Genomic DNA, 18,157 nt, shown 5'->3' on the forward strand with positions numbered 1-18,157 from the left:
GGAGGGCGCGTTAAGCCGCTGACTCGTCGTTATCTTGGACAGGCCGCACATCGACAATCACGGCGTCAACGATCCGGCTGCGAAGACGGCGAGCGGTGAGGTCAACGGTCACTGCCGTCTTGTTCCATTCAGCATCCTTCAAGAGGGCCCGCTGGTTCGCTGATTTCAGGATGTCCAACACTGAAGCGACGACATCCTCCCCCGTCTCCCGCGTCAATGTAACCCTGAAACCGTCGGGCACAGTCGTATCGACCTTGGCTACCCGGAAATTGTCGGTGATTGATACCTCGACGGATTCCTGTCGGCGTGTGCTCGTCAGTTCTCCTGCTGTCGACGCGTCTAGTTCGATCCCATTTACAGAACCGCCTCCGTCTTCCTCCGCAACGGCCCGGACAACCTTCTGCTTGGCTTGATCGGCCGCGACTTCGATATCGCCAAGAACTGGCTGCCGCTGCAACGCTTGCGCCAAGATCGTCATCTTGCGTTCGTCGGCTGCGGTTTGGCGCTCGATCACCTCATAGAATCTCATCCGCTCAACTTGGTCGAGACCCGCCTTTGTAGTGTCCGCATCGGCCTCGATTTCTGCCTTCCGAACTTCAGCACGAGTTTTTAGCCACGCGCCCCATGCGTAGCCTGCACCAAGGATTGCTGCGCTTCCCAGAACGGTGATCACGAGTTGTTCTGGTGTCATTCTTCCGATGGCTTCCGTAGCCAGCTTTGTGAGGGTTTCGCCCAGATTTATAGCATATCCGCTGCTTCCAGAGCGAACGCGAACTCGAAACTCGTATGCCTCGCGTTCAGCCTTGCTCAAAGTGCGCAGGTTGCCCGTGTCCGCATTGATTAGCTTGTGGGTCCGGTACACCGCGTCCTGCATCTCAATGAACGCCGCCATCATGGTCGGCGTTATGGATGCATCAGGTGTCTTGGGAAGATAGACGTCCAAGACCGGCCAGCCGTCAAAGACGACTATAGGGAAGCTCTCGGGCGAGAACTCGGATTTCAGGGCGCGGTCCAGGTAGGCGAATGCCTCATCCTCGCCGCTGATTTTGATCACTTGTGGATCTGCCATGTGCCCTCCCCAGAGACGGTTGCAGCTAGCCAGCAACCGGGGCGGGAGTCTAGGCCGCCTCTTCCATAGAAGGGACGGCGCCGAAGCTGACGATCATTTCCGAAGCCGGTTCAGATAATCGTGCAGCCACGAGAGCTTGTGGTTGCCAGGCGCCCGAATGCCTTCCTGCGCGGCCTCCTCGGGCTGGATCATCTTTCGCAGGTGCGCCGACAGCGCCGTCACGTCGGCAAAATAGTTAGGATAGGCCTCTGCCAGGGCGTCGATACGGTCGACTTCAACGACGACGACATCTTGGCCCTCAGCCTCTGCTCCGTCGCCCATCCGGCCCGCATAAAACGGGGTGACGGTCACAGACTGAGCATGCCGGTCGAACCGGATGGTGAACCGGCCGCCGCGGGCTCCATGCACCGTTCCGATCCGGCGGATTGCCGCATTGTAGCTCTCGAGCGTGGCGATGGCGCCGAGCTGGTCCTCAATGTGGCGGATTTCCTCGAGCCGGTGTGCACGCTCCTCCGGAAGGCCGGGGACCATGGGCTGGCGCTCTTCCTCCGCGAACTGGCCGGAGATTAGTGCGAAGAATCGCAGCCAATCGGCGTTTCCTTCCCCGGCCTTGAGATCCTCGCCTCGCATTAGTCCGACGGCTTCCAACGCGGTCGCCCAGCTATGCTGCAGTCGGGTGCGGACCTGGATTTCAACCGAGCGCCGGTTCAGCGCTGCGAGCTCTCCGTCACCGACAAAGCGCATCATGAGGTGGTGGCTGCGATACCCGCTCGCCTTGGGCTCTGCGATGTGATTGTCCGACTTGGCCCAGCGGTGCCGGCTCTGCCCGCTCTCGTAGCGGCGAACGATTTCCTGCACGGCGTCCATGTCGGGAACGATTGCGCGGACCCCGGCGATGTCCTGGATATCCCAGAGGTTGATGCGCGACCGCCTTAGCTTCTTGCGGACTGACGACAGGCGTTTGATCCGACCGGCGACTATGGCGTCCGGAGCGACGGACCTGGCCCGAGCGCTCAGCCCAACCAGCATCCGGTGCATCGGGACCAGATGGGCTTCTCGCCAGTCATGGGCGATACGGAAGGCCTCGGCGTGGTTGTCGTAGGCGTCGGCGGGAATGACCTCTCGCAGCCGGTCACCAGCCGCGACTACGGACGCTCTATCCGGTGGCGTCAACACCGGCGTCTCGCTGAAGCGATCATCTAACAGCCCTCCCCAGTCGGGGAGCGTAGCGGGGGAAGGGGCGGAGGTCATGGTCGGAGTGTATCTGAGCGGCTACTAGTGGGAAATATCCGACTTTCCGTTTGACAGTCGGAAATCTCCGACTTATCGTCCTCTCATCAACCGATGAGGGACGCCATGTCGCCCACCGCCACGAAAACCGCCGCCGCTGACGCCGTCAGCTACTTCCTGAGCTGGGACGGCAAGACCCAGATCGCCGCCGTCATGTCGGAAGACCTGCACAAGGTCATCTGGGGTCGGATGACCTACGGAAACCGTCCCCACGACGGCGCGGTTCTGGTCGAGGCTGAAGACGCCCGGTCGTGGATCGCGGCGCAGATGCAGGCTCGCACCGACGAGGCCAAGGCCCAGCGCGCCCGAGCCTTCGCTGTTCCGACCCCTGAAATGAAGGAAGCCGCCTGATGGCCACCGTTTCCGAAATCCTGACCAAGGCCGCCGACCTGCTGGAGACGCCGGGCGCTTGGACGCAGGGCGCCGAGTATCGAAATGAGGCGGGCGAAGACATCTCCGACTTCGATGATGACGCCGATGACCTCCCCGCCGACCTGACGCCGGTCTGCTGGTGCGCCGCGGGCGCGATCTGGTGCCAGCCCATCTCGACTCCGGAAAAGGTTGCGGCCTGCGAGGCGCTGGCAGCCGCCATCGGCTCCGGCGACCGCTACGAAGTCCCGAAGTGGAACGACGCTCCTGAGCGCACTCAGGCCGAAGTCGTCGCCGCCCTCCGCACTGCTGCCTCTCAAGCTGAGGCGGCCACCGGCGCCCAGCCCATCCACCCGTGGATGACGGACGCCGAGCGCGCCGCGTCGGAGGCCGCGTGATGGGCGCCGTTGTCGAAGGACCCCGCCCGGTCGGCGGAGCAGTGGAAACCGTCCTGTCCCGCATCATCCAGCAACGGGGAGAGGAGGGCGTCCGCTGCCCCCGCTACATCGCCGACGGCCGGATGATCATCTCGGTGCACACCAAGCGCCGCCAGACCCCTCCGCTCGCCCGCCAAGCCCTCGGCTTCCTGATCGAGTCCGCCCTGTCGGTGAACGATGAGGACCTGTCCGAGTGCGACATCCTCATGGCTGCGGACCTGATCCGGGCCATTCGACAGGCGGAACGGAATGACCCGACGCCTCCCGCTGCGATTGCGAGGGCGGCATGACCGGCGCTGAGAAGTCCGAACTCATCGCGGCGATGATGGGGCAGGTCTGCGGGTTCGCCGATGTTCTGTTCGAGGGAACGAACGCTCGCTTTGCGCTGGTCGTCTGGGTGGAAGGTTGCCCGGCGCCTGCCGAGGCCGTTGCCATCGCTGGCGACCCGGCGGGCAAGTCCGAGATCGCTACCGCCCTGACATCCGCCGCCGAGTGGGCCGTGCGCGAAGGGGCCAACTGATGGCCACGCTCCTGATCTGCCCCGGCATCAACCGCCTCTACCGCCTCGCCCTCGTCGGCCCTGGCACCCTCTGGGAGGCCTTGGGCGAGTTCGACACCCCTGAACAGGCCATCGCCGCCAAGCGCGCGGCTGAGAAGGCCGTCTCTGATCTGGAAAGGGTTCTCGCATGACGCCCCAACGCACCCACGCCAACGACGACGGGACCGACTGGCAGGCCTTTTGGGACCAGCACATCCAGCAGTTCGGCCCTCGCCGCCCCGTGACCGCCGCCAACGACAACGAGGACGACCGCTCCGAGCGTGAGCCTTCCCGGTTCTGGGTCGCCCTGGCCCTGATCTTTGTGGTCGCCGTCGGCTTCGCTGCCATCGGGTCGATCCAGTCGTGAGCGGTCTGCTGAACCCGCGCGCCGCGCCGAAAAGCGGCAAGATCACCGAGGCCGGTGTCTACGACCTGCCTATGGCGATCTATCACGGCGACTGCTGCGATGCGCCGTCCATCTCGTCGTCCGGGCTGCGGACCATCTGGGCGCAGAGCCCGGCGCATTACTTCTACTCCAGCCCCTACAACCCGTTCCCCCCGGAACCGGAGGACCGTCCGCACTTCTCCATCGGAAGGGCGGCCCACCATCTGCTGTACCTGGGCCGCAAGGGCTTCGATGAGGAGTTCGCAGTCCGCCCTTCGGAGTGGAAGGACTGGCGGACCGCTGCCGCACGCGAATGGCGTGACGAAAGGATCAAGGCTGGCCTGACCATCATCACCGACGGTGAGTTGGAGAAGATCACCGGCATGGCCCGGTCGCTCGGCGCCCACCCGCTCGTGAAAGCGGGCATTCTGGACGGCGCGGTCGAGCGTTCGCTGATCTGGAAGGACAAGTCGGGCGTCTGGCTCAAGAGCCGGCCTGACAACATCCCCAAGGGCTCGGGCCTGTTCGCCGACCTCAAGACGACGGACAGCGTCGCGGATGAAAGCCTTGGTCGGTCGCTGGCCAGCTTCGGCTACCACATGCAGGCCGCTCTGGTGGCCATGGCCTCCGAAGCTGTTCTCGGACGCGAGATGGAGGATTTCGCCTTCGTCTGGGTCGAGAAGAGCCCGCCCCACTGCGTCCGCATCACGGTCCTGACCGGCGCCGACATCGAGCGCGGCCGGATGCAACTGCGCCGGTCCATCGACCAGTTCGCCGCCTGCGTCAGGTCGGGTGAATGGCCCGGACCCGGCGGCGGTCGCAAGGACGCTGAATACCTCGAACTCCCCGCCTACGCGGCCAACCGGATCGACCGTGAGCTCGAAATCCGCGCCGCCGAAGCCAACGACAACACCGAACATCACGAGGCCGCATAGCCATGAATGCCGTCGTCCAGTTTCAGGCCCCGCGCCTGCCGTATCACCCCGTTGTCGAAGAGCGCTTCGGCATCAACCGGAGCGGGTGGAAGGTTCTCTGCGAGGCCGTCTTTCCGGCCGCCGAGTCCCCCGACAGCGTCGTCATGGCGCTCGCCTACTGCAAGGCGCGGAACCTCGACATCTTCAAGAAGCCTGTCCAGATCGTCCCGATCTACGACAAGAAGCGCGGCGGCATGGTCGACACCGTGTGGCCTGGCATCGCTGAGCTGCGCACGACCGCGATGCGGACGGGATCTTTCGCCGGGTTTGATGACACCCAGTACGGCCCGGTGATCGACGCCGATCTGTCCGGCACGAAGATCAGCTATCCCGAATGGGCGCAGTGCACTGTCTACCGCCTGATCGCCGGCCAGCGGGTGCCGTTCGTCGGCCCGAAGGTCTACTGGATCGAGACCTATGCATCGGCGAAGCGCGACACCTCCGCGCCGAACGCGATGTGGAAGAAGCGCCCGCGCGGCCAGCTGGAGAAGTGCGCCGAGGCTGCAGCCCTGCGCCGGGCCTTCCCGGAGGAGATCGGCAACGAGTACGCCGCTGAGGAGGTCGAGGGCCAGGCCTTCGGCTCCGTGCGAGACGTCACCCCGCGCGAGGCCCCCAGCTTGGCGGCGCGCCTTGAGGGACCGGCGTCCGATCATCCGGCTGAGGGGTTCACGGCGAACAACGGCGATGGTGAGCCCGAAGTCGACGGTGGAGAGGCCGAAACCTTCGATCAGGAGCAGACCGAAGCGGGTGGCGCGACCGCTGGCGACGACTTCCCGGGGGATCGCTGATGACCCCCGCCAACGACGATCAGGTGCAGGGGAGGGCGGTCGCATGACGACGGCTCAGGAAAAGGCGATCCTCCGCGCCGCCGCCCAGATCACCCGGAAGAAGAACCGCGAGCGCCGGATGAAGATCGCAGCGGCCCGCAAGCCGGGCGGCAAGGCTGATCGCGGCCGGGAGCGGGACACCAGGTATTTGGCGTTTCTCCGCCGCCAGCCGTGCGCCTGCGGATGCGGCGCCGCGGCGCCCAGTGACGCGGCGCATATCCGGATGGCCAGCCCCGAGCGCGGCAAGCTTCCGACGGGGATGCAGGTCAAGCCGAGCGATCGGTACGCCACCCCGCTGAACCGCCGCTGCCATGAGCTTCAGCATTCGATGTCGGAGGCCAGGTTCTGGTCTGAGCGCGGGATCGACCCCTTCGCCGTGGCTGACCGTCTCTACGCTGAGTATCGCGGGGAGGGTGGCTGATGGGCGCGCGCCGCACCTACGGCTGGAGCCCGGCACGGCTGTCGGACGCCTACACTACGGCGGAGCTGACCGCATGGCTGCAGGAGCTTTCCAGCGACCCCGCCAACGCCAACCCGGACCACGCCGCCGGGCGGAGCGTCTATCTGCACTCGCAAGCCGCCCGTCGGAAGATGGATGCCCTGTCGTGGGCCATCACCCATCGGATGAAGGCAGACCGGGAGGCGGCGGCATGACCTCGTCCCCCGCCGACACCGCCGCGTTCACCGCCGGCGCTCACCGCTACGCCGCGGAGGCCTTCGCCAACTCCCCGTTCCCGGCCCAGCGCGCATTCGCACCAACCCTCGAAACCTGGGCCTCGAATGCCGAGCGCCGTGGCCAGCCTGCCCAGCGCGACCTTTTCCAAGGACCTGACCAATGACCAAAGAGACTGAACGGAAGGTGTCCGCCTCTGGCTGGCGTTCGATGGAGAGCGCGCCGAGGGACCGAACCCTGATCCGGGCGCTGATCCACCATGACCTGTATCCGCGTGTTAAGCCCGCGCGGGATGATCTCGCGCGGTGGAACGGGCAAGAGATCGTGATACATCACCCCGGCATCGCTGATGACGGCTTCGACACGGGCTGGAGTCTATCCGCTCCGGTCGGCCACGGCGGCTTCCCTGATGAATGGTTCGTTGGCTGGCTCCCCACGGGTTCCGCCGCCCCCTCTCCCGACACCGGGGGAATGGGTGGGGATGTCCGGCAGGAAGCCGCCTTCCTGATTGCCCGACTGGACGAACTCTCTGGCGACGCGCTGACCGAAGAAGGCGCTGCCGAATGGCACGGCCACGTCGCCCCGTCGATTGCTCGGCTGCGGTTCGCCCTTTCCGCCCCTGTCTCTGTTGGAGAGGGGGAAGCGGTGGCGTGGTTCCAAGTGTGGAATGACGGCACCAGATACCCCGGCGACCCGAAGCTGTGGCCACCGACTAAGCGCGAACGGGAATACGTCGAACAGATGGGGAGGACCATCGTGCCCCTCTACACCCACCCCGCCTCCTCCGATACGGAGAGGATGCGGGCGGCGCTGGAAACGGCGCGAGCCGAGATCGTCTATCGACTCGGGGGTAATCAAGTTCTCGCACGGGCAAACGTCGCGATCGTAGCCATCGACGCCGCTCTTGGGGAGGCGTGAGCGATGGAGGCTTTCAACGCTCTGAGCGACGACGCCAAGATGATGTGCGCGGCACATTTCAGCATGGGCTCAAAGACGACCCTGACCTTTCAGACGCCGTGGAATGTGTCGCCTCGCGCCACCGCCGCGCTCAACGAAGCAGTAGAGGCGGGTGTGCTGAAACGGGAGGTGGGTGTAGCGGGTCTGTACGCCCACACCTACCGCGCCGCCTGCGACCTTAGCCCCCTTCGGGCGTGGATGAACAACAACTTGGCCTCAGCTGAAGGCTTCAACGTCATGGTTCCTGACAGCGCTCGTCAGCAGCGACCGCCATCGTCGTGGCCGCTACCGGCGGGCTTCAAGAGGCATCCGAAATGACCGACCAACCCACCGCAGGAGTAGCGCTCAAGCCCTGCCCGTTCTGTGGCAGCGTTCGGGCTCACACCATCTATGTTCGGGACGGCCGGCAAGCCGGGTGCCCTGACTGCGGCGCTCGATCTGGGGCCGCATTTCACGGGCGCGCCGACCAGCCCTCCGCAGACGAGCGCGCCTCGACCGCCTGGAACACCCGCACCCCCGCATCAGGGGCGGTGGAGGCGTGCGAGACCTGTGACCGTCTGAAGGTCATGGGGTGCCGCTGCGATTACGCCGCCACCCAACCCCTACAAGGGGGAGGGGTGACGAGGGAGGCGGTGAAGAAGATCGTAATGATCGCCGTAGCCCGAGCCCGACGCTCGGAAACAGACCCGTTGCGCTCATACAATGTCGAATGGCGGATTAGCGAGCGAGATGCAGCCGTTTCCGAAGCTGTGTCCGACCTCCTCGCCCTTATCTCCCCCGCCCAACGTGAAGGAGAAGGGTGATGCGCGACCCCCACATTGCGATCATGGCCGCTCACGAACGTGGTGCTGGCGTCCGCCTCTCGGCAGATGAGGTCCGGGTCTTGGCCTTTGACTCCGCCATCACCACACGCGCCTCCGTCACCGCCAGCGAACTCGGCCTCGACGTTTACGCCGGTCCCGACTTCTCGTGGGCCAAAGCCTCATCCGCTTTTTCCGCCCGCACAGGAGGCAAACAGTGACCCAGGAACTGATCGAACGGCTTGAGGAGGCTGAGGCGGGGTCTGGACAGCTCGATGATCTTGTCCTGAAGGCGACGGGTCACATCTGGCACATGGACTTCGGTTCATCGTGGTATTCGATGGACGGTGGCAAGACTCGGCTTTACGTCAATTCCGCCAAGGTCACCACGTCTCTCGACGCCGCCATTGCTCTGGCGGAGCGGGTGCTGCCGGGGGTCATGTGGGGATTTCAGGAGAACCGCATCGACCCGGCCTATCCGACCGTCCGCCCGTTTTCCGCATGGACACGAACCGAAGACGGAGAGATCGAAGGCGAGGCACATTCGTTCGCCCTCGCCCTCTGCATCGCCATCCTCCGCGCCGGGTCGGACAGTCGGAAACATATCGTCGCGGAAGGGGAGGGGTGATGATGGACGACCTGACTAACAAACTCATCGACCTGTCTCCGGCACAGCGCGCCCTCGATACGTGGCCGCTTCCGAAGGGAGAGCCGATCAGCGGCAAAACCTACATGGCCGATGGATACGTCTATCGAGACCTGCCGCGCATGACGAAGGACCTAATGGCCGAGTTCGTCTCCATCGTCGGAGAGGCGGAAATCGTCTGGCTCACACTTGCTGATTACGGCGAGACCACGCGCGGGCAAATCCTAATCAGTCCCGCCGGTCAAGCGAACTTGTCGGCGCACATGAAGGCGAACACGCAATGACCACCCCTACCGACGCCCCCTTGCGCGTGGTCGGCGTAGCGCACCTGTATCGCCTGGAAGGCCACGAAGACCCGCGCGCCGTGCCGGTGATGATCGCCGCGCCGGCGCCTGCGCGCCACCACAATCTGTTCGCCCTGGTCGAGGGCCTCAAGCCAGACGAGAGTGGCTTCATCCTGTCGGACGGATCGTTCGCTGATCGGAAGCGCGCTTTCGACGTCGCAGTTGCCGCCAGTCAGGTCAAGGTCTGGAAGACGCCCGCGCCGCACACACTTTTCTCGGAGGACCTGTGGTGACCGACGCACCCGCTGATGATCTGGTGGAGAGGCTAAAAGCGACCGATCTGGTGGACAACGGACACGGAGGCGGAAAGCTTGTTCGCCGCAACCCTGACGGCCTCGAAGCCGCCGCCCGCATCCGCTCTCTGGAAGCGCAGAGGGATGAGGCGGTCGGGCTGCTGCGGGAAGCAGTGCCTGAACTCGAAACCTACCCCGATGAGCCGGACGACGTGGACCGCGCGGCATGGCTCTCCAACGGACTGAAGCGCCGGACCGTCGCCTTCCTCGACAGCCTGAAGGAGGGACGGTCGTGACCCAGCTGCGCCTCTTTTTCTGGTGGGTGCGCCAATACGCCCTGATCGTCTCGCACATCCTCGAGCCGTCCGCCCGTCAGCGTAACAACATCTTCGCGGCCATGCTCAAACACGCAGACCGCAAGCCGTCAGGACAAAGACCATGAGTGAAGGGAGAGCGCCGGCCAACGACCGTTTCCCCTATCTGGGCGCGGTCACGGAAGGGCGGTTTGCCGAGGCCTTCGGGAAGTGCGCCCTTGCCACCGCTTCGGCGGCTCAGGCCGTCCTGGGCCTTGACGCCAAGACCTTCCGGGCGCTCGTTGCTGGCGGCGCCATCAAGTCCGTTCCGACCGGACAGAACAGCCAGCGCTACACCGAGGCCGATCTGCGGGCCTACCTCAACCGGGAGACGGAGCTAGCCCCGTGTCAGTCTACAGGCCGAAAAACAGCCGTCTCTGGCACTTCGACTTCCAGATTCGCGGGCAGCGCTTTTACGGCTCGACCGGCCAGACTTCGCGTCGTGCAGCCGAAGCCGTCGAGAGGCAACGCCGCCTAGAGGCCGGGACCGGCCAGTTCGGCGCGGTCGCGACCATGACGCTGGACGAGGCCTCCGGGCGATGGTGGGCCGAGGTCGGGATCCATAGGGGCGACCGGGCCGACGTCGAGCGCAGGTTGACCGCGCTGCTGAAGCTGATCGGCAACGGCCAGACCCTGGCCGGGATCAATCAGGCCACGGTCTCGGCGGCGATTCAGAAGCGCAAGGGCATCGGCTGCAAGCGCGGGGCCGCCAAGGACGCCAAGGTCTACTATCCGTCGGCCGCCACCGTGAACCGGGACGTGATCGAGACACTGCGCCCGATCCTTCGCCGGGCCCGGACCCACTGGACCTCCAAGGAAAGCGCCCACGGGCTGCCGGAGATCGACTGGCGGTCGCTGCGCATGTCGGAACCGCGGGGCCTGAGCCGGACCTACAGCGCTCAGGAACAGGGCGCATGGCTGGACCATGCCGAGAAGCTGGACGTCGACCTGGCCCTTGAGGTCATGCTGGCCTACGGGCTCCGGCTGGGCGAGCTGATGTTCGAACTGGACCAGATCGGCGGCGATCCGGAACGGCCCGTCCTGACGCTCCAGAAGGGGCGCAAGCGCGATGTCCGGCTGGAAGTGCCTCTGACCCAGGAACACGGCCGCGCTCTCATGGCCCGCGCCGCCCGGGCGCGGAAGGCCAAGCTGGACACCGTCTGGTATCTCCAGCAGGGCAAGAACAGGAACGGCTCTGAGCGCCTGGTCCCGATGACCTACGCGATGATGGAGTACCGGCTCAGCAAGGCGGCGGACCTTGCGGGGATCGCTGGCGGCCGACGCATCCACGGCGCCCGCCACCATGCCGCGACGGCCATCCTCCGGGACACCCAGAACATCAAGGCTGTGCAGACCCTCTTGGGCCACGCCAGCATCACCAGCAGCCAGCGCTACGCCCACGTCCTGACCGACGACCTCCGGAACGCCATCGAGGGCAGAACAAAGCCGGTCCGGGGCTCCGGGACTACTCCGGGACTCCCTGCACCGGAGGCCCCCGAAGTTTCCCCTTAGTTCCCAATTGCCGGGAAGGCGGGAAAGTCCCGAAAGGCCCGTGGGGCCTGAAAGGAATGGTGCCGGCTGAGGGGATCGAACCCCCGACCTTCGGTTTACAAAACCGCTGCACTACCGCTGTGCTAAGCCGGCCCGCCCTGAGGAGGCGTTCTTATGCTGGCGCCCGGGGGCGGACGCAAGCGGGCTTCTAGTCCAGCGCGGCGGCGATCCTGTCGGCCAGTCCGCGCAACACCGCCGCATCCGCCATCGGCGCATGGCCATGACCCTTCATTGGCCGGTCGGCCCACCGGGGGATGACGTGGAAATGCAGGTGGAAGACCGTCTGGCCGCCCGCCTCGCCATTGTACTGGACGATCTGGAAGCCCTCGGGCTGCAGCGCCTTTTCGATCGCTTTCGCGGTGCGCCGGGTCGCCGCGATCACCTTCGCCAGCGCCTCCGGCTCGATCTCCAGCAGGTTCCGCGCGGTCGAGGTCTTCGAGATGATCAGGGCGTGGCCTTCCGATTGGGGGAAGACGTCCATGAAGACCAGCACGTCCGCGTCTTCCCACACCTTCACCGACGGGATTTCGCCCCGCAGGATCTTCGCGAAGATGTTGTCCGGGTCGTAGGCGGCGTGAAGGGTCATGTCGGGCTCCGTGAGGGGGCAGGCTAGCAATCTCCGCGCGGGGAGGGGAGCCCTCGCGTCCGTGAGGTGTTATGGTCAAGGTTCCCTGATGGAGTTCGCCATGATCCGCCTGATCGTCCAGTTCCTCGTCACCTGTCTGGCCCTGTGGCTGGCCGCCCGGCTGGTGCCGGGGGTGTCGTTCAGCAACAACGGCTCCCTGGCCTTCGCCGCGGTCCTGCTGGGCGTCGCCAACGTTGTCGTGCGGCCGATCCTGACGGTGATCACCTTCCCGCTGACGGTGGTGACCTTCGGTCTGTTCCTGCTGGTGGTGAACGCGGCGGTGATCGGTCTGGTCGCCTGGTTGCTGGGCGGCTTCACGGTCGCGGGCCTCGGCGCCGGCATCGGCGCGGCCATCGTCACCGGCATCGTCAGCTGGATCGCCGGCTGGTTCATCGGGCCCGAGCCCGCGCGCTAACCCGCGTCCTTGCGGAAGGGCGACAGTTCCTCCGCCATGGCGTGCATCTCGGCCTCGACGGCCGGGCGCTCCCGCTCCAGATAGTCCGCGACCGGCCCGCGCAGGGCCGGATCGGCGATGAAGTGCGCCGAATAGACCGGCGAGGGCAGGTAGCCCCGCGCGATCTTGTGGTCGCCCTGCGCCCCCGCCTCGACCCGCGACAGGCCGCGTTCAATGGCGAAGTCGATGGCCCGGTAGTAGCACAATTCGAAATGCAGGAAGGGGACCTCGTCCAGCGCCCCCCACTGGCGGCCATACAGGGCGTCGCGGCCGATGAAGTTCAGCGCCCCCGCCAGCGGCTCCCCATCCCGGAACGCCATCACCAGCGCGATCCGGTCGGCCATGGTCGCGCCGATCCGGCTGAAGAAGTCCCGCGTCAGATAGGGGCGACCCCATTTGCGCGAACCGGTGTCCATGTAGAAGCGGAAGAAGGCGTCCCAGTGCGCCTCCGTTATCTCCGTTTCGGTCAGCACCCGGATATCCAGTCCGACATTGGCGTCGCGCCGCTCGCGCCGCACCGTCTTGCGGCGGCTGGACGAGAGGGCCGACAGGAAGTCGTCGAAGGTCGCATAGCCGTCGTTGCGCCAGATGTACTGGATGTCCTGCCGCCGCAGCAGTCCGGCCTCGCCCATCGCCTCCCATTCCTCGCGGACGGGGAAGTTCACGTGCAGGGACGACGCGCCCAGTCGTTCGGTCAGGGTCAACGCTCCCTGGATCAGGGTCTCGCGCACCGTCGCCACATCGGCGTCCGGATGGCTCAGGAAGCGCGGCCCGGTCGCCGGCGTGAACGGCACCGCGTCCAGCAGCTTGGGATAGTACCGTCCGCCCGCCCGCTCATAAGCATCGGCCCAGCTGTGGTCGAAGACGTATTCGCCCTGGCTGTGGGCCTTCAGCCAGAGGGGCATCGCGCCGATCACCCGGCCGTCCTCGTCCTCCAGCGCCAGATGGCGTCCCGCCCAGCCCTGTTGCGGGACGGCGCTGCCCGAGGCCTCGCAGGCGTCGAGAAAGTCATAGCTGACGAAGGGGTCGCCGGTCGGCCCGGCGCAGGCGTCCCACGCGTCACGCCCGATCCCGGCGACGCGCTCATGAACCCGGATTTGAAACCCCATTCCGCTCATCCCGGCGAAAGCCGGGACCCAGTGCTTTGGGCGATCCGTCCTTGCCGGGTGTGCGCTATCGCCCGTCCTGTAGCGCCCGCGTCAGGCTGGACAGGACTGGGTCCCGGCTTTCGCCGGAATGAGCGGGGTGTGAGGGCCGCTTGTAAGATCAGCGGACTTCCACGATCGCATCCACCTCGACCGCGAAGCCCAGCGGCAGCTTGTAGACGCCGACGGCCGAGCGGGCGTGGCGGCCCTTGTCGCCGAACACCTCGACCATCAGGTCCGAGCAGCCGTTGATCACGGCGGGGATGGCTTCGAAGTCGCCCGCGGCCTGAACGAACCCGCCCAGCTTCACCACGCGCACCACGCGCTCCAGATCGCCGTCCAGCGCGGCCGAGATCTGGGCCAGCAGGTTCACGCCGCACATGCGGGCGCCCTTCACGGCGTCGTCCTGCGACACGTCCGCGCCGACGGTGCCCTTCAGACCGCCCGAGGCGTCGTTCGACAGCTGGCCGGAAATGTGCAGCAGGTTCCCGGTCTGGACGTAGGGCACATAGTTGGCGACGGCCTTGGCCGGCTCAGGCAGTTCGATGCCGAGTTCGGCGAGACGGGCGGCGACGGTCATGGGATTCTCCGAAAGGATTTGAGGGCGGTTTAGCGGGAGCGGGGGCGAGGGTCGAGAGTGTCGGGCATCGGGAGTGGGGTGTCGGGCGTGGGGTATGGGGGCTGGAATTGTGCGCCGAAGTGACGTTCGGAAGCGGTCATACCCGACACCCGATGCCCCACGCCCTCACTTCAACGCCCGCCCCGCCACCACGGCCGCCTTGCCGAACTTCAGCCGCAGCGCATCAATCGCCTTTTCAGTCTTCAGCGTCCGCGCCTCGGGGCTCTCGAACAGCGCCGCCGGCGCCTCCACCGCATCCACCACCTCGCCCATGCCGATGCCGATCAGGCGGTAGGGCACGCCCAGTTCGGGCGCCAGCAGCTCGCGCCCGGCGGCGAACAAGGCCCGCGCCGTCTGCACCGGTTCGGGCAGGCTGATCCGGCGGGTCACGATCTTGAAGTCCGTCTTGCGCAGTTTCAGCACGATCACCCGGCTGGCCACCCCGTCCGCTCGCGCCTTGGACGCCAGCTTCTCGCACAGGGGCCAGAGTTCGTTTTCGAGGTCCGCGACCGACGTCAGGTCCTCGTTGAACGTCGTCTCGGCGCTCATCCCCTTGCGGTCATGCTCGGGCTTCACCGCCCGCGCATCGCGACCATGCGCCAGATCGTGCAGGCGCAGCCCCGTCTCGCCGTACCGCTTCACCAGATCGCGCAGGTCCGCCCGCGCCAGATCGCCCACGGTCGCATAGCCGTCGCTCTGAAGCGTCTTGCCGAACACCGGCCCCACGCCCGGCAGGATACGCACCGACTTCGGGGCCAGCAGGGCCACGGACTCGGCGCCGATCACCGAGAACCCGCGCGGCTTGTCCAGCTCCGACGCGATCTTGGCCAGGAAGCGGTTGGGGGCCAGGCCAATGGAGACGGTCAGCCCGATCTCCTCCTCGATCCATTTCTGCAGCCGGATCAGCTGGAAGGCGGGCGGGCCGCCGTTCAGCCGCTCGGTGCCCTTCAGATCGATCCACGCCTCGTCCAGCGACAGGGTCTGCACCAGCGGAGTCAGCGCCCGCACCGCGCCGAAGATGCGCTCGCTCTCGGTGACGTATTTGCGGAAGTCCGGCTTCAGCACGACCGCCTCGGGGCAGGCCTTCAACGCCTTGAACATCGGCATGGCCGAATGCACCCCGTACATCCGCGCGATGTAGCAGCAGGTGGAGACCACGCCCCGCTTGCCGCCCCCGACGATGACCGGGACATCCCTCAGCTCGGGCCGGTCGCGCTTCTCCACCGAGGCGTAGAAGGCGTCGCAGTCCAGATGGGCGAGGGTCAGGTTCGCCAGCTCGTCATGGCTGACCACCCGCCGCGACCCGCACGCGCCGCAACGCTCTAGCTTGCGCTCGTCGGTGGCCAGGCAATCGCGGCAGATGGACTTCATGCCGGGAGAGTGTGCCTGACGGCCGGGCCGCAAGCTATCGCCATCCCGGGACGGGTCATCTGTTAACCCCCGAAAAACCACCGCTTCACGTCAACTTAAGAGAAGCGTGGTGAGAGTGTCAGGGAAGAGCACAAGCCCCCGGCGCGGACGCGTTTTGAGAGGGGTGAACAGGCCGGGTGGTGATGTCGAAGAAGGTCCTCATCGTCGAGGATAACGAGCTGAACATGAAGCTTTTTCATGATCTGCTCGATTCCCAGGGGTACGAGACCCTGCAGACCCGCGAAGGGCTGCAGGCGCTCGCCCTGGCGCGCCAGCACAGGCCGGACCTGATCCTGATGGACATCCAGCTGCCGGAAATCTCCGGACTGGAAGTCACGAAGTGGCTCAAGGACGACGAAGAGCTGAACCATATCCCGGTGGTGGCCGTCACGGCCTTCGCCATGAAGGGCGACGAGGAGCGGATCCGGCAGGGCGGCTGCGAGGCCTATATCTCCAAGCCGATCTCGGTGATGCATTTCCTCGAGGTCGTCCGGAAGCATCTGGGGTAGGGCGGGATGACGGCGCGCATCCTTGTCGTGGACGACGTCGAGCCGAACGTCCGTCTGCTCGAAGCCAAGCTGACCCTCGAGTACTATGAGGTGATGACGGCCATGGACGGTCAGACGGCGATCGACATCGCCTCGGCCGAGCGGCCCGACATCATCCTGCTGGACGTCATGATGCCGGGGATGGACGGGTTCGAGACCTGCCGGCGCCTGAAGGCCGACCCGGTCACCCGCCACATCCCCGTCATTCTGGTCACGGCCCTGGATGGGCGCGAGGACAAGATCCGGGGTCTGGAGGCCGGCGCCGACGACTTCCTGACCAAGCCGATCGACGACGTCATCCTGTTCGCCCGGGTGAAATCGCTGGTGCGGCTGAAGGCGGTCATGGACGAGCTGCGCGAGCGCGAGGAAAGCGGTCGCCGCTTCGGCGTGGACACCGACGGCGCGGGACGCCTGCGCGGTTCGGGCGGCCGGGTCCTGGTCGTGGACGACAGCGCCCTGCAGGCGGGCAAGATCATCGACCAGCTGTCCGACGATCACCGTCCGGTGCACGAACCCGATCCCGCCGCCGCCCTGATCGCCGCGCGCGGTCCGGTGGACCTGATGATCGTCAACGTCTCGGCTTCGGCCTTCGACGGCCTGCGCTTCGTGGCGCAGGCGCGCTCGACCGAGGCCTCGCGGCGGGTGCCGATCCTGGCGGTGGTCGATCCGGCCGACCGCCCGCGCCTGATCAAGGCGCTGGAGCTGGGCGTCAACGACATCCTGCCCAAGCCGGTGGACCCGGAAGAGCTGGACGCCCGCGCCCGCAGCCAGATCAAGCGCAAGCGCTACGCCGACTTCCTCAAGCAGAAGCTCGACTACAGCCTTGAAATGGCCGTCACCGACGCCCTGACGGGCCTGCACAACCGCCGCTACATGGCGGGCCAGCTTCAGGCCCTGATGGGCCGGGCCGGGCAGGGGGGCGATCCGGTCGCCGCCCTTGTCCTGGACATCGACCACTTCAAGGCGGTCAACGACGGCTTCGGCCACGACGCGGGCGACGAGGTCCTGCGCGAGTTCGCCGTCCGTCTGGCCACCAACGTGCGCGCCATCGACCTGCCGTGCCGTCTGGGCGGCGAGGAGTTCGTGGTCGTCATGCCCGGCGCCTCGCTGGAGGATGCCGCCAAGGTGGCCGACCGCATCCGCCGCGACGTGGCGTCCCAGCCCTTCCCGATCATGGGCGGGACAGAAAGCCTGACCATCACCGTTTCGGTCGGCGTCGCCTGCTCCACCGGCGCTGACGACACCCCCGACGCCCTGCTCAAGCGGGCGGACGAAGGGGTCTATGAGGCCAAGAGCCGGGGCCGCAACCAGGTGATCGCACGGGCGGCGTGAGGTGCGGGGAACGGACGTGGCTCCGACGTTGGTAGCTGTCCTCGTCATGATCGCGGCGACGGGCTGTTCCGAGCGGGATGTCGAGCCCTCCGTCACCGCCCCGGAACCCGCACAGGCCCTTCCTGCCGGTCCGAACTGTGATCCGCGGGATCAGGGGACGCCCGCCGGCTTCTGCGAGCGAGTCGAGGAGTTTGGGCGGTTCGAAAGCGCCCAGGCCGGGCCTGTCATTGATGGCGCCCCGACGTTTGAGGTCTTCTACAGTCCCTCATGGGGGACCGGGATCCGCATCCAGTCCGTCGCGCTGCTCTCGCAGACCAGGAACGGCTTCAAGGTTCTCTGGAGCCACCCCGTTCTGGAGGTGAGCGACATCATGCCGGACCGCTATCCGGGCTCGGCGGACGTCTATGAGTGGCGCTACGCGCCCGATGCGCGCCGGATCACGGTCACGGGCACGCGGACGGAAGGAAGGGTGCTCAGCATGTGGGATGGTCGGGCAGAAGGAGAGCGAACCTCGCTTCCCGGCGAGACATGGTGCTACGCCGCCGCCGCTCGCGTGTTCGAGCCCTGCTGATGCGGGG

31 protein-coding genes and 1 tRNA gene are annotated in these 18,157 nt (G+C 66.3%); 25 read left to right on the forward strand and 7 right to left on the reverse strand.

The window, feature by feature from the left end:
* Positions 1–10: 10 nt before the first annotated feature.
* A complete protein-coding gene (locus ACLQ7T_RS04115) occupies positions 11–1,069 on the reverse strand; it encodes a hypothetical protein (RefSeq protein WP_420478271.1) in 1,059 nt (352 codons plus the stop codon).
* 93 nt (positions 1,070–1,162) lie between these two features.
* Positions 1,163–2,320, reverse strand: a complete 1,158-nt coding sequence (locus tag ACLQ7T_RS04120; RefSeq protein ID WP_420478272.1) for a RelA/SpoT domain-containing protein — start codon at positions 2,318–2,320, stop codon at positions 1,163–1,165.
* 105 nt (positions 2,321–2,425) lie between these two features.
* Here ACLQ7T_RS04120 and ACLQ7T_RS04125 point away from each other — a divergent pair, with 105 nt between their 5' ends.
* The 21 genes from ACLQ7T_RS04125 (at position 2,426) to ACLQ7T_RS04225 (ending at position 11,407) form a co-directional block, all read left to right on the forward strand.
* A complete protein-coding gene (locus tag ACLQ7T_RS04125) occupies positions 2,426–2,710 on the forward strand; it encodes a hypothetical protein (RefSeq protein ID WP_420478273.1) in 285 nt (94 codons plus the stop codon).
* Entirely contained in the window at positions 2,710–3,126 is a 417-nt protein-coding gene (locus tag ACLQ7T_RS04130) for a DUF6197 family protein (RefSeq protein WP_420478274.1), read from the forward strand. The genes ACLQ7T_RS04125 and ACLQ7T_RS04130 overlap by 1 nt, the downstream gene beginning before the upstream one ends.
* Complete coding sequence (locus tag ACLQ7T_RS04135; RefSeq protein ID WP_420478275.1) at positions 3,126–3,455, forward strand: hypothetical protein; 330 nt, start codon at positions 3,126–3,128, stop codon at positions 3,453–3,455. The genes ACLQ7T_RS04130 and ACLQ7T_RS04135 overlap by 1 nt, the downstream gene beginning before the upstream one ends.
* On the forward strand, positions 3,452–3,685 hold the full coding sequence (locus tag ACLQ7T_RS04140) for a hypothetical protein (RefSeq protein ID WP_420478276.1): 234 nt from the start codon (positions 3,452–3,454) through the stop codon (positions 3,683–3,685). The genes ACLQ7T_RS04135 and ACLQ7T_RS04140 overlap by 4 nt, the downstream gene beginning before the upstream one ends.
* Positions 3,685–3,855: a hypothetical protein gene (locus ACLQ7T_RS04145; protein WP_420478277.1), complete on the forward strand. Its 171-nt coding sequence runs from the start codon at positions 3,685–3,687 to the stop codon at positions 3,853–3,855. Before ACLQ7T_RS04140 ends, ACLQ7T_RS04145 begins: the two co-directional genes overlap by 1 nt.
* A complete protein-coding gene (locus ACLQ7T_RS04150; protein WP_420478278.1) occupies positions 3,852–4,070 on the forward strand; it encodes a hypothetical protein in 219 nt (72 codons plus the stop codon). Before ACLQ7T_RS04145 ends, ACLQ7T_RS04150 begins: the two co-directional genes overlap by 4 nt.
* Positions 4,067–5,023: a PD-(D/E)XK nuclease-like domain-containing protein gene (locus ACLQ7T_RS04155; RefSeq protein ID WP_420478279.1), complete on the forward strand. Its 957-nt coding sequence runs from the start codon at positions 4,067–4,069 to the stop codon at positions 5,021–5,023. Before ACLQ7T_RS04150 ends, ACLQ7T_RS04155 begins: the two co-directional genes overlap by 4 nt.
* A 2-nt stretch (positions 5,024–5,025) precedes the next feature.
* Positions 5,026–5,850 carry a phage recombination protein Bet gene (bet, locus tag ACLQ7T_RS04160; RefSeq protein WP_420478280.1) on the forward strand — a complete coding sequence of 275 codons (825 nt, stop codon included), beginning with the start codon at positions 5,026–5,028 and terminating at the stop codon, positions 5,848–5,850.
* 43 nt (positions 5,851–5,893) lie between these two features.
* Positions 5,894–6,310, forward strand: coding sequence for a hypothetical protein (locus ACLQ7T_RS04165; RefSeq protein ID WP_420478281.1), 417 nt, complete (start codon positions 5,894–5,896; stop codon positions 6,308–6,310).
* Positions 6,310–6,543, forward strand: coding sequence for a hypothetical protein (locus ACLQ7T_RS04170; protein ID WP_420478282.1), 234 nt, complete (start codon positions 6,310–6,312; stop codon positions 6,541–6,543). Before ACLQ7T_RS04165 ends, ACLQ7T_RS04170 begins: the two co-directional genes overlap by 1 nt.
* On the forward strand, positions 6,540–6,728 hold the full coding sequence (locus ACLQ7T_RS04175; protein ID WP_420478283.1) for a hypothetical protein: 189 nt from the start codon (positions 6,540–6,542) through the stop codon (positions 6,726–6,728). The genes ACLQ7T_RS04170 and ACLQ7T_RS04175 overlap by 4 nt, the downstream gene beginning before the upstream one ends.
* The gene (locus ACLQ7T_RS04180) at positions 6,725–7,480 is read left to right on the forward strand and encodes a hypothetical protein (RefSeq protein WP_420478284.1); all 756 of its coding nucleotides are present in this window, start codon (positions 6,725–6,727) and stop codon (positions 7,478–7,480) included. The genes ACLQ7T_RS04175 and ACLQ7T_RS04180 overlap by 4 nt, the downstream gene beginning before the upstream one ends.
* Positions 7,481–7,483: 3 nt before the next feature.
* Positions 7,484–7,837, forward strand: a complete 354-nt coding sequence (locus ACLQ7T_RS04185; RefSeq protein WP_420478285.1) for a hypothetical protein — start codon at positions 7,484–7,486, stop codon at positions 7,835–7,837.
* On the forward strand, positions 7,834–8,322 hold the full coding sequence (locus ACLQ7T_RS04190) for a Lar family restriction alleviation protein (RefSeq protein ID WP_420478286.1): 489 nt from the start codon (positions 7,834–7,836) through the stop codon (positions 8,320–8,322). Before ACLQ7T_RS04185 ends, ACLQ7T_RS04190 begins: the two co-directional genes overlap by 4 nt.
* Positions 8,322–8,540 (forward strand): hypothetical protein, encoded by a 219-nt coding sequence (locus ACLQ7T_RS04195; RefSeq protein WP_420478287.1) that lies wholly within the window; start codon positions 8,322–8,324, stop codon positions 8,538–8,540. Before ACLQ7T_RS04190 ends, ACLQ7T_RS04195 begins: the two co-directional genes overlap by 1 nt.
* Positions 8,537–8,947, forward strand: coding sequence for a hypothetical protein (locus ACLQ7T_RS04200; RefSeq protein WP_420478288.1), 411 nt, complete (start codon positions 8,537–8,539; stop codon positions 8,945–8,947). The genes ACLQ7T_RS04195 and ACLQ7T_RS04200 overlap by 4 nt, the downstream gene beginning before the upstream one ends.
* A 2-nt stretch (positions 8,948–8,949) precedes the next feature.
* The gene (locus ACLQ7T_RS04205) at positions 8,950–9,249 is read left to right on the forward strand and encodes a hypothetical protein (RefSeq protein WP_420478289.1); all 300 of its coding nucleotides are present in this window, start codon (positions 8,950–8,952) and stop codon (positions 9,247–9,249) included.
* The gene (locus ACLQ7T_RS04210; RefSeq protein ID WP_420478290.1) at positions 9,246–9,542 is read left to right on the forward strand and encodes a Y16D family protein; all 297 of its coding nucleotides are present in this window, start codon (positions 9,246–9,248) and stop codon (positions 9,540–9,542) included. The genes ACLQ7T_RS04205 and ACLQ7T_RS04210 overlap by 4 nt, the downstream gene beginning before the upstream one ends.
* Entirely contained in the window at positions 9,539–9,838 is a 300-nt protein-coding gene (locus ACLQ7T_RS04215) for a hypothetical protein (RefSeq protein ID WP_420478291.1), read from the forward strand. The genes ACLQ7T_RS04210 and ACLQ7T_RS04215 overlap by 4 nt, the downstream gene beginning before the upstream one ends.
* Complete coding sequence (locus ACLQ7T_RS04220) at positions 9,835–9,984, forward strand: hypothetical protein (protein ID WP_420478292.1); 150 nt, start codon at positions 9,835–9,837, stop codon at positions 9,982–9,984. The genes ACLQ7T_RS04215 and ACLQ7T_RS04220 overlap by 4 nt, the downstream gene beginning before the upstream one ends.
* Before the next feature lie 256 nt (positions 9,985–10,240).
* Positions 10,241–11,407, forward strand: coding sequence for a tyrosine-type recombinase/integrase (locus tag ACLQ7T_RS04225; protein ID WP_420478293.1), 1,167 nt, complete (start codon positions 10,241–10,243; stop codon positions 11,405–11,407).
* Positions 11,408–11,464: 57 nt separating this feature from the next.
* On the opposite strand, the gene ACLQ7T_RS04230 is transcribed toward ACLQ7T_RS04225, so the two are convergent.
* Positions 11,465–11,539 (reverse strand) — tRNA-Thr (locus ACLQ7T_RS04230).
* A gap of 55 nt (positions 11,540–11,594) precedes the next feature.
* Positions 11,595–12,032 carry an HIT family protein gene (locus tag ACLQ7T_RS04235; protein WP_420478294.1) on the reverse strand — a complete coding sequence of 146 codons (438 nt, stop codon included), beginning with the start codon at positions 12,030–12,032 and terminating at the stop codon, positions 11,595–11,597.
* Between the two features lie 100 nt (positions 12,033–12,132).
* Between ACLQ7T_RS04235 and ACLQ7T_RS04240 the strand changes: the two genes are divergently transcribed.
* Positions 12,133–12,486, forward strand: coding sequence for a phage holin family protein (locus ACLQ7T_RS04240; RefSeq protein WP_420478295.1), 354 nt, complete (start codon positions 12,133–12,135; stop codon positions 12,484–12,486).
* On the opposite strand, the gene ACLQ7T_RS04245 is transcribed toward ACLQ7T_RS04240, so the two are convergent.
* The 3 genes from ACLQ7T_RS04245 to ACLQ7T_RS04255 all read right to left on the reverse strand — a co-directional run bounded on the left by ACLQ7T_RS04245 (position 12,483) and on the right by ACLQ7T_RS04255 (position 15,660).
* Positions 12,483–13,634, reverse strand: a complete 1,152-nt coding sequence (locus ACLQ7T_RS04245) for a GNAT family N-acetyltransferase (RefSeq protein WP_420478296.1) — start codon at positions 13,632–13,634, stop codon at positions 12,483–12,485. The genes ACLQ7T_RS04240 and ACLQ7T_RS04245 overlap by 4 nt on opposite strands.
* Positions 13,635–13,791: 157 nt before the next feature.
* Positions 13,792–14,250, reverse strand: coding sequence for a RidA family protein (locus ACLQ7T_RS04250; RefSeq protein WP_420478297.1), 459 nt, complete (start codon positions 14,248–14,250; stop codon positions 13,792–13,794).
* 165 nt (positions 14,251–14,415) lie between these two features.
* Entirely contained in the window at positions 14,416–15,660 is a 1,245-nt protein-coding gene (locus ACLQ7T_RS04255; RefSeq protein ID WP_420478298.1) for a DNA polymerase IV, read from the reverse strand.
* Between the two features lie 182 nt (positions 15,661–15,842).
* On the opposite strand from ACLQ7T_RS04255, the gene ACLQ7T_RS04260 reads away from it, so the two are divergent.
* The 3 genes from ACLQ7T_RS04260 to ACLQ7T_RS04270 are packed head-to-tail and all read left to right on the forward strand — an operon-like array spanning position 15,843 to position 18,150.
* On the forward strand, positions 15,843–16,208 hold the full coding sequence (locus tag ACLQ7T_RS04260; protein WP_141626327.1) for a response regulator: 366 nt from the start codon (positions 15,843–15,845) through the stop codon (positions 16,206–16,208).
* 6 nt (positions 16,209–16,214) lie between these two features.
* Positions 16,215–17,579, forward strand: coding sequence for a PleD family two-component system response regulator (locus ACLQ7T_RS04265; protein WP_420478299.1), 1,365 nt, complete (start codon positions 16,215–16,217; stop codon positions 17,577–17,579).
* Positions 17,580–17,625: 46 nt separating this feature from the next.
* A complete protein-coding gene (locus tag ACLQ7T_RS04270) occupies positions 17,626–18,150 on the forward strand; it encodes a hypothetical protein (RefSeq protein WP_420478300.1) in 525 nt (174 codons plus the stop codon).
* The last annotated feature ends 7 nt before the right edge of the window (positions 18,151–18,157 follow it).

The sequence above is a fragment of the Brevundimonas sediminis genome, assembly GCF_048799765.1.
In the GTDB taxonomy this organism is placed as follows: Bacteria; Pseudomonadota; Alphaproteobacteria; order Caulobacterales; family Caulobacteraceae; genus Brevundimonas.

What these genes read in the sequence shown, in the direction of transcription:
- ACLQ7T_RS04140 (WP_420478276.1), top strand. Translation starts at nt 3,452, where the DNA reads ATGACCGGCGCTGAGAAGTCCGAACTCATCGCGGCGATGATGGGGCAG.
- ACLQ7T_RS04250 (WP_420478297.1), bottom strand. Translation starts at nt 14,250, where the DNA reads ATGACCGTCGCCGCCCGTCTCGCCGAACTCGGCATCGAACTGCCTGAG.
- ACLQ7T_RS04170 (WP_420478282.1), top strand. Translation starts at nt 6,310, where the DNA reads ATGGGCGCGCGCCGCACCTACGGCTGGAGCCCGGCACGGCTGTCGGAC.
- ACLQ7T_RS04270 (WP_420478300.1), top strand. Translation starts at nt 17,626, where the DNA reads ATGATCGCGGCGACGGGCTGTTCCGAGCGGGATGTCGAGCCCTCCGTC.
- bet (WP_420478280.1), top strand. Translation starts at nt 5,026, where the DNA reads ATGAATGCCGTCGTCCAGTTTCAGGCCCCGCGCCTGCCGTATCACCCC.
- ACLQ7T_RS04265 (WP_420478299.1), top strand. Translation starts at nt 16,215, where the DNA reads ATGACGGCGCGCATCCTTGTCGTGGACGACGTCGAGCCGAACGTCCGT.
- ACLQ7T_RS04145 (WP_420478277.1), top strand. Translation starts at nt 3,685, where the DNA reads ATGGCCACGCTCCTGATCTGCCCCGGCATCAACCGCCTCTACCGCCTC.
- ACLQ7T_RS04150 (WP_420478278.1), top strand. Translation starts at nt 3,852, where the DNA reads ATGACGCCCCAACGCACCCACGCCAACGACGACGGGACCGACTGGCAG.
- ACLQ7T_RS04190 (WP_420478286.1), top strand. Translation starts at nt 7,834, where the DNA reads ATGACCGACCAACCCACCGCAGGAGTAGCGCTCAAGCCCTGCCCGTTC.
- ACLQ7T_RS04245 (WP_420478296.1), bottom strand. Translation starts at nt 13,634, where the DNA reads ATGGGGTTTCAAATCCGGGTTCATGAGCGCGTCGCCGGGATCGGGCGT.
- ACLQ7T_RS04205 (WP_420478289.1), top strand. Translation starts at nt 8,950, where the DNA reads ATGGACGACCTGACTAACAAACTCATCGACCTGTCTCCGGCACAGCGC.
- ACLQ7T_RS04195 (WP_420478287.1), top strand. Translation starts at nt 8,322, where the DNA reads ATGCGCGACCCCCACATTGCGATCATGGCCGCTCACGAACGTGGTGCT.
- ACLQ7T_RS04185 (WP_420478285.1), top strand. Translation starts at nt 7,484, where the DNA reads ATGGAGGCTTTCAACGCTCTGAGCGACGACGCCAAGATGATGTGCGCG.
- ACLQ7T_RS04120 (WP_420478272.1), bottom strand. Translation starts at nt 2,320, where the DNA reads ATGACCTCCGCCCCTTCCCCCGCTACGCTCCCCGACTGGGGAGGGCTG.
- ACLQ7T_RS04165 (WP_420478281.1), top strand. Translation starts at nt 5,894, where the DNA reads ATGACGACGGCTCAGGAAAAGGCGATCCTCCGCGCCGCCGCCCAGATC.
- ACLQ7T_RS04255 (WP_420478298.1), bottom strand. Translation starts at nt 15,660, where the DNA reads ATGAAGTCCATCTGCCGCGATTGCCTGGCCACCGACGAGCGCAAGCTA.
- ACLQ7T_RS04260 (WP_141626327.1), top strand. Translation starts at nt 15,843, where the DNA reads ATGTCGAAGAAGGTCCTCATCGTCGAGGATAACGAGCTGAACATGAAG.
- ACLQ7T_RS04125 (WP_420478273.1), top strand. Translation starts at nt 2,426, where the DNA reads ATGTCGCCCACCGCCACGAAAACCGCCGCCGCTGACGCCGTCAGCTAC.
- ACLQ7T_RS04130 (WP_420478274.1), top strand. Translation starts at nt 2,710, where the DNA reads ATGGCCACCGTTTCCGAAATCCTGACCAAGGCCGCCGACCTGCTGGAG.
- ACLQ7T_RS04180 (WP_420478284.1), top strand. Translation starts at nt 6,725, where the DNA reads ATGACCAAAGAGACTGAACGGAAGGTGTCCGCCTCTGGCTGGCGTTCG.
- ACLQ7T_RS04175 (WP_420478283.1), top strand. Translation starts at nt 6,540, where the DNA reads ATGACCTCGTCCCCCGCCGACACCGCCGCGTTCACCGCCGGCGCTCAC.
- ACLQ7T_RS04240 (WP_420478295.1), top strand. Translation starts at nt 12,133, where the DNA reads ATGATCCGCCTGATCGTCCAGTTCCTCGTCACCTGTCTGGCCCTGTGG.
- ACLQ7T_RS04235 (WP_420478294.1), bottom strand. Translation starts at nt 12,032, where the DNA reads ATGACCCTTCACGCCGCCTACGACCCGGACAACATCTTCGCGAAGATC.
- ACLQ7T_RS04210 (WP_420478290.1), top strand. Translation starts at nt 9,246, where the DNA reads ATGACCACCCCTACCGACGCCCCCTTGCGCGTGGTCGGCGTAGCGCAC.
- ACLQ7T_RS04115 (WP_420478271.1), bottom strand. Translation starts at nt 1,069, where the DNA reads ATGGCAGATCCACAAGTGATCAAAATCAGCGGCGAGGATGAGGCATTC.
- ACLQ7T_RS04135 (WP_420478275.1), top strand. Translation starts at nt 3,126, where the DNA reads ATGGGCGCCGTTGTCGAAGGACCCCGCCCGGTCGGCGGAGCAGTGGAA.